6 protein-coding genes are annotated in these 5,546 nt (G+C 51.8%); all 6 read right to left on the bottom strand.

Features of this window, described 5'->3' with window-relative positions; all coding sequences use genetic code 11:
- On the bottom strand, window positions 1-459 hold a 459-nt coding region (locus H5U02_13620; protein ID MBC7343460.1), incomplete at its 3' end, for a sigma 54-interacting transcriptional regulator.
- A 657-nt stretch (window positions 460-1,116) separates the two neighbouring features.
- The gene (locus H5U02_13615) at window positions 1,117-1,458 is read right to left on the bottom strand and encodes a cupin domain-containing protein (GenBank protein ID MBC7343459.1); all 342 of its coding nucleotides are present in this window, start codon (window positions 1,456-1,458) and stop codon (window positions 1,117-1,119) included.
- 108 nt (window positions 1,459-1,566) lie between these two features.
- Window positions 1,567-2,277: a DUF2848 family protein gene (locus tag H5U02_13610; protein ID MBC7343458.1), complete on the bottom strand. Its 711-nt coding sequence runs from the start codon at window positions 2,275-2,277 to the stop codon at window positions 1,567-1,569.
- Between the two features lie 96 nt (window positions 2,278-2,373).
- Window positions 2,374-3,183 (bottom strand): carbon-nitrogen family hydrolase, encoded by an 810-nt coding sequence (locus tag H5U02_13605; GenBank protein ID MBC7343457.1) that lies wholly within the window; start codon window positions 3,181-3,183, stop codon window positions 2,374-2,376.
- Window positions 3,184-3,239: 56 nt separating this feature from the next.
- Complete coding sequence (locus H5U02_13600) at window positions 3,240-4,505, bottom strand: MFS transporter (protein ID MBC7343456.1); 1,266 nt, start codon at window positions 4,503-4,505, stop codon at window positions 3,240-3,242.
- 66 nt (window positions 4,506-4,571) lie between these two features.
- Window positions 4,572-5,546: tRNA-dihydrouridine synthase (locus tag H5U02_13595; GenBank protein ID MBC7343455.1), on the bottom strand; the 975-nt coding region annotated here is incomplete at its 5' end.

Below are 5,546 nucleotides of genomic sequence, written 5' to 3'. Positions count from 1 at the left end.
CGGCTTATCGCGGCGATGACTCAGGGTATGAATGGCTCGGGCAAACAAATCCTTGCCGGTACCGCTTTCCCCCCGTAGGAGCACCGTAGCGTCAGTGACAGCCACTTTCCCTAGCAAGTTCTTAATTTGCACCATCTCCGGATCCTGGGTCAGGATATCCTCCAGGCCAACGCTGGGAGGGTCAGCAAATAGCCTGGAAGCAAAGCTCCTTATTTCTTTTAGGGGCCGAAAAGAAAGGATAAATCCGTTCCGACCGTTGGGGTATCTGATGGGCGTAATCACACTATAGAACCGAAGCGCTCTGTTCTTGAAGTGAGAACAAGCAATTTCCTGGGTTATAGTCCTGAACCCAGAGCTACCGCTTGGCAGAGTGAGCTTATTGAACAACTTACTTAGAGGGCGCCCACAAATGCTGGCGGCCGGCATTCGTAGCAACTGCGAGGCTGATTCATTGCACATGGTTATTTGGCCTTCGGCATCACTTACTATGATTCCGTCGTGAACCGAGTTTAGGACTGCATCCAATTCTCGGTTGACAACTGCAAGCCGCTCGTGCGCCTGTTGCTCCTTAACTGCAGCCGCAACCAGTAAAGAGATTTTGTCGATGAACTCAGCCAACACTGCCCGATCAGTAATTAGGCGGCTTTTTTGACCCGTGTCGGTAGCAGAAAGGCAAATAGTACCGATTATCTTGCCCTCTACTTTGATGGGGTAAATCAAAACCGCTAGGTGATGGCAGTTCTGCTGGCGGGCGCAGCCTGAACACTTGCTATAGCTCTGAGGGTCATCCACCATATGGTAAGGATTACCATCATGGTAGTCGGAGCTGAGCAGTTGGGCAGTTATGGTTCCATGGCCATAGTCGCTACCTAATTCCGGCGTCAGCCTCCCTGTGGCTGCTACTAGTTGGCAAAACTCATCGATGATCATCACTTCTACGCCCAGCACAGTGGCAATTATTTCAGACGTTCGTTGCATAAAATCCTGAATCCTGCTTAGGGTTGATCCGGTCACCGTTCCTCGCCGCCCCTTCTGAACACTGACGACAAGACCACAGTTACCTGGGAGCGAAGGTGGGTACCGGCCCACTATCATATGAGCCGGTACCCTTGGCAGCTACTTTAAGTAATACCTTATCTCAAACGTGGTGCAACCCGTAGGAATTTCGTAGGGCCCGTGAACCATTCCCGGAGGTCGGCAGGCATACATGCCTTCTGTAAAGACTTGATTCTTTCCTAAATCAATCAACGTTCCCTTGATAATGTATACTTCCTCCCAGAAGTCATGAACTAAGGTTTCGGTAGTGCGCATACCTGGAGGAAATTTCAGTAAGCGGGTATAGGAACCGGTTTCCGGGTCCCGGCTAACTATCTTTTCGACTATGCCTTCCGGTCCTCCCTCAACTGGCTTCCACGGAATTAGGTCTGGATCAAAGAACTCTAACTCTGGCTTAGCCATCAACGCTTCCTCCTTTATTTTAATTTACTCCTTTTTGATTGTCAAAATCTTTATTCAAGGGACTGACTATCGTTGCCTTTGAAGTTTCAAGAGCACTTTACTAACCTATCAAGCCTCACCTTTAAACCAGTCAATAGGCTGTACATGGTAGTTGCAAGTCAAGGTCTGTCCGCGAACCGGATCGGCTAGCTCTGACTCCCACCATTCATGGAAGGAGAGTTCGCCTTTGGTAGCCACTGTCCCAGAAAGGATAATGGTTCCGCCCAGGTCTCCATCCGCCATTAGCCCTCTCACCTTATCCAAGAGCTCCTCCGGCCTCATAATGGCAGCCAGGGTCGAGTCTTGGTAAATCTGAGCTCGGTCTCGGCCCACCCAAGACCGAATGGCGATAACGTCCCAATGGTCAAGCACATCGCTTAGCCGCCAAACTCCGGTGGAAATGATGTTTGGATAGACTTGTTTGGATTTAAGGATACTCATGGTTTCCAGGTCCCGATCAGTATGATCGCTGGCCAGGGCTACCCATATGCGATCAGGGCTTCCACTGTTATCTCCGCACAACAAGGCGTATTCCACTTCCCCGCTGTTGCCGGTGCCTATTACCAGCAGCTCGGTACTGGTGGTAACTTTATCCGGCAAAAGTGGGTAAAAGGTGGGAGTAGACTTGGGCGCTGGTACTCCTATCTTTTCCAGCTCGCGAATATGCTTCCAGACCTCTTCCTGATTGCGCCCGCTAAAGCCCCCATTGACTATTCTCCTCACCTGGTATTCAATTACTTGGCCCGGATCATTGTCTAGATACAGCTTCAGAGTGTTCAAAAGCCTCACCTCCACGGTTAAGTTTTCTTAAACGTTACAGTGGTCCCACCCCCCTGGTCGTCGGCTCTCGCCAGCTGCTGCCATGCTTTCTTTACACTACTGTATCCCCCCTCCCGGGCATTTTTCAGGCCATCTAAGGATGCGATCGCGCAGCGGAGGAAATTCCTGCCGGCACGAAGCCACAACCTCACGGTCGATTTCAGCCCGTACCACCGCCTGCCCATCCCCGGCAGTGGCTAGCACTGTGCCCCAAGGATCCACTACCATACTGCGGCCCAAAAAAGGCTTCCCGCAGTTCGTCCCCCCAAAATTGCAGGAAATAAGGTAAGCCTGATTCTCAATAGCCCTAGCTCGGTTAAGAACCGTCCAGTGCTCCACCCGAGGGTACGGCCAAGCCGAGGTGACCAAGAATATCTCCGCGCCCAGGTCTACCATTTGGCGGTAAAGCTCGGGGAAGCGCAAGTCATAGCAGGTACTCAGGCCGATTTTTCCCAGGGCGGTATCCACTACCACTACTTGGCTGCCTCGGGTCAGAATCTCTGACTCACGAGATCCGTACCCGAAGAGGTGGATCTTACGGTAAGCAGCCAATAAGCTGCCCGAAGGATCAAAGAAGAGGCTGGTGTTGTAAAGCTTATCGCCTTCTCGCTCTATAAAACTCCCGGCTAAAAGATATGCCCCTAGTTCCTTGGCTTTGGTGCTCATCCTGTCTGCAATCAACCCCTGGAGGGGCTCGCTGGCCTCCTCATAGCGATCAAAGCTAAAAAACCCAACTGGCCAGCTCTCTGGCAACAGGATGAGGTCAGCGCCTTTTTCCCTATCTAGCAGCCCCTCAACCGTACTGATCCTCTGCTCTTTGGTCAGGCTATCATCTAAAGCCAACTGAATACAGGCTACCCTCGCCAACTCCTGTCCCTCCTTTCCTCAACCATTCCTGATTAACCAACCAGCCGCAACTCTACCTACGCTGACTCAGCATTGGTTATCTCTTTGGTCTGCCTAAAGGGCTCTTGGATTCCTGCTAGGCAGAGAATAGCCACTACCTCCACTATACCTGCCACATAGAAGCTCAGCCGAAACCCACCGGTCAGGTCAGCCAGATATCCAGTGAGATAGGGGGAGATGATCGCCGCCAACATGGTACAGAAGTTTTTGACGCCAAACATGGTTCCCCGCATTTCCGGAGGGGTAAGCTGGCTGACAACAGTGATAGTTAACGGATCAAGTGACAAAAACCCAAACAGGCCAATACCAATCAAACCAATCACTATATAGGTCAATTTGTCCGTAACCGCTATTAGCCAAAAACTGGCCGCGGCCACCGTTACCAAAAAGCCCATCACTTGTCTCCTAGATAGATAGCCCCGTTGTTTGCCCCAATCGCTGACCCAAGCCCACGCCAGGCTTCCAGGAATAGATAACAGAGGAACTAAAGTCGATACTAGGCCTGCCCTGAGCCCGCCTGCATACCCGGCGGTTTCCAGGTAGGCAGGTAGCCACGTCAATAGAGCAAAGAAGCCATAGTTGGAACAAAAGCTTTGTATAAAGGCGGGAACAAGCCTGAGTAACACTGCCCCAGTAGAAAGCTCGGTCTTCTCGCCTTCTTTGGCAATACCTTTTTGCTTTTCTCGAAAGACTTCAGGAACCCATTGCAGTTCTCGCTTAAGGACTAGAAACATTACTACAGTTGTAAACCCCAATATGGCAAACGGGACCCGCCAGCCATATCCCCACCCGTGTACCAGAATGCTTGAAAAAGCGAGGCCAAAAGCCATCCCTATGCCCATACCGCTATTAATAATCGAATTCCCAAAGGCCCGACGCTCCTCAGGAATAACCGCTGCGGCAAGAGAATATTGAGTCAGGTAGGAGGAGCTTTGCCCTAGGCCAGCGACTACCCTGGCAGCAGCAAAGCTCCCCGGTCCCCAAGCTAGCGCACTCATCAAGGAACCAACGGCATGAAAGAAATAGCATGACATTAGCGTGCGCTTATGCCCGACCCGGTCCGCGATGTATCCAACCGGAATCTGAACACCAGTGTACACCAGGAAAAATAGAGAATTGAATAACCCCAGCTGACTGTTCCCTAGCTGCCACGTGCTCCCTAGGACAATTAGAAGCGGCGAAAGCACTGTACGGTTGGCATAGTTTAGAGCCCAAGCTAGAAAGAACAGCCAGACTACCTTTGCCCACGTTCTCTCACTATGCGCTGGCCCTTGTGCTGACATGCGTAGCCTTCCCTTTGCCGCCCTCCCGCCTTCGGCAGCTGATTCAGTTGTCTTAAGAAGAGCTGCCTATCGAAAGTCCCCAAGGTATATTGGAACCGGCCCGTCCATAGTTATTGCATCCCGAGGGCATAAAGAGGCGCATAAGCCGCAGCCATCGCACCGAGCGGAGTCGATTATGGCTACCCTACCCGAATCCTCCTCGGCAATGGATATGGCATCGTAAAAGCACCAGTTGAGACAAAGCTTGCATCCATTGCATTTATCCTTAATGACCTTGGACTTGGCCCGGCTATCCCGGTCCACCGCATCCCAGGTCTTAATCTGCGGCAGGGTAATGCCTCTTAGCTCGCGCAATTCATGATAGCCCTTTTCCTCCATGTAGCTCTCGAGTCCATCCAAGAAATCCTTTATAATGCGAAAGCCCTTGGTCCCATACATGATGGCGCTGCAGGTCTGAACCGTAGAGGCCCCGCACATAATTGCCTTAACTACATCCTCCCAGGTCCAAATCCCATTGGTTGCCGAAATGGGGATGTCCACCTCCCGCGCCACTTTGGCAATCCATTTGAGGGTAATGGGGCGCATCCAAGGACCGTTAACACCAGCAAAGGTGGAGTGTAGCAAAGGCCGGCCAGTCTCCAAATCAACATCCAGGGCCGGGAATCGGTTAAGCACGGTGACTCCGCTGGCACCCGCCTGCTGTACCCGTTTGGCCACTGTTACCGGACTAACTGCTTCGGCAGTAAGCTTAACTATTACCGGAACCTTGACTTCATCCACTACTTGAGCCACTACCTCAGCTGCCGCATCGGGATCGCTTCCTAACTCCTGCCCGCTCTTGTAACCCAGATCCCGCGGGTGGGGACATCCAAAATTAAGCTCCATCATATCAACGCCGGCATCCTCAACCATGCGGGCAAGCTTTCGCCATATTTCAAAGCTGCTACCGGAAATGCTTCCAATTAAAACTGCATCAAACTCCTGGCAATAGCGCTTGGTCAACTCTAGCTCCTTTACCCACTCTTCGGGGGTATAAGTCGC

This window comes from Clostridia bacterium, from assembly GCA_014360065.1.
GTDB lineage: Bacteria > Bacillota > DSM-521 > Neomoorellales > JACIYF01 > JACIYF01.
This window is presented reverse-complemented; position numbering and strand designations above follow the sequence as displayed.

Excerpts from the sequence above, each read along its gene's own strand:
- H5U02_13600 (MBC7343456.1), bottom strand. The coding sequence starts at position 4,505 with ATGTCAGCACAAGGGCCAGCGCATAGTGAGAGAACGTGGGCAAAGGTA.
- H5U02_13615 (MBC7343459.1), bottom strand. The coding sequence starts at position 1,458 with ATGGCTAAGCCAGAGTTAGAGTTCTTTGATCCAGACCTAATTCCGTGG.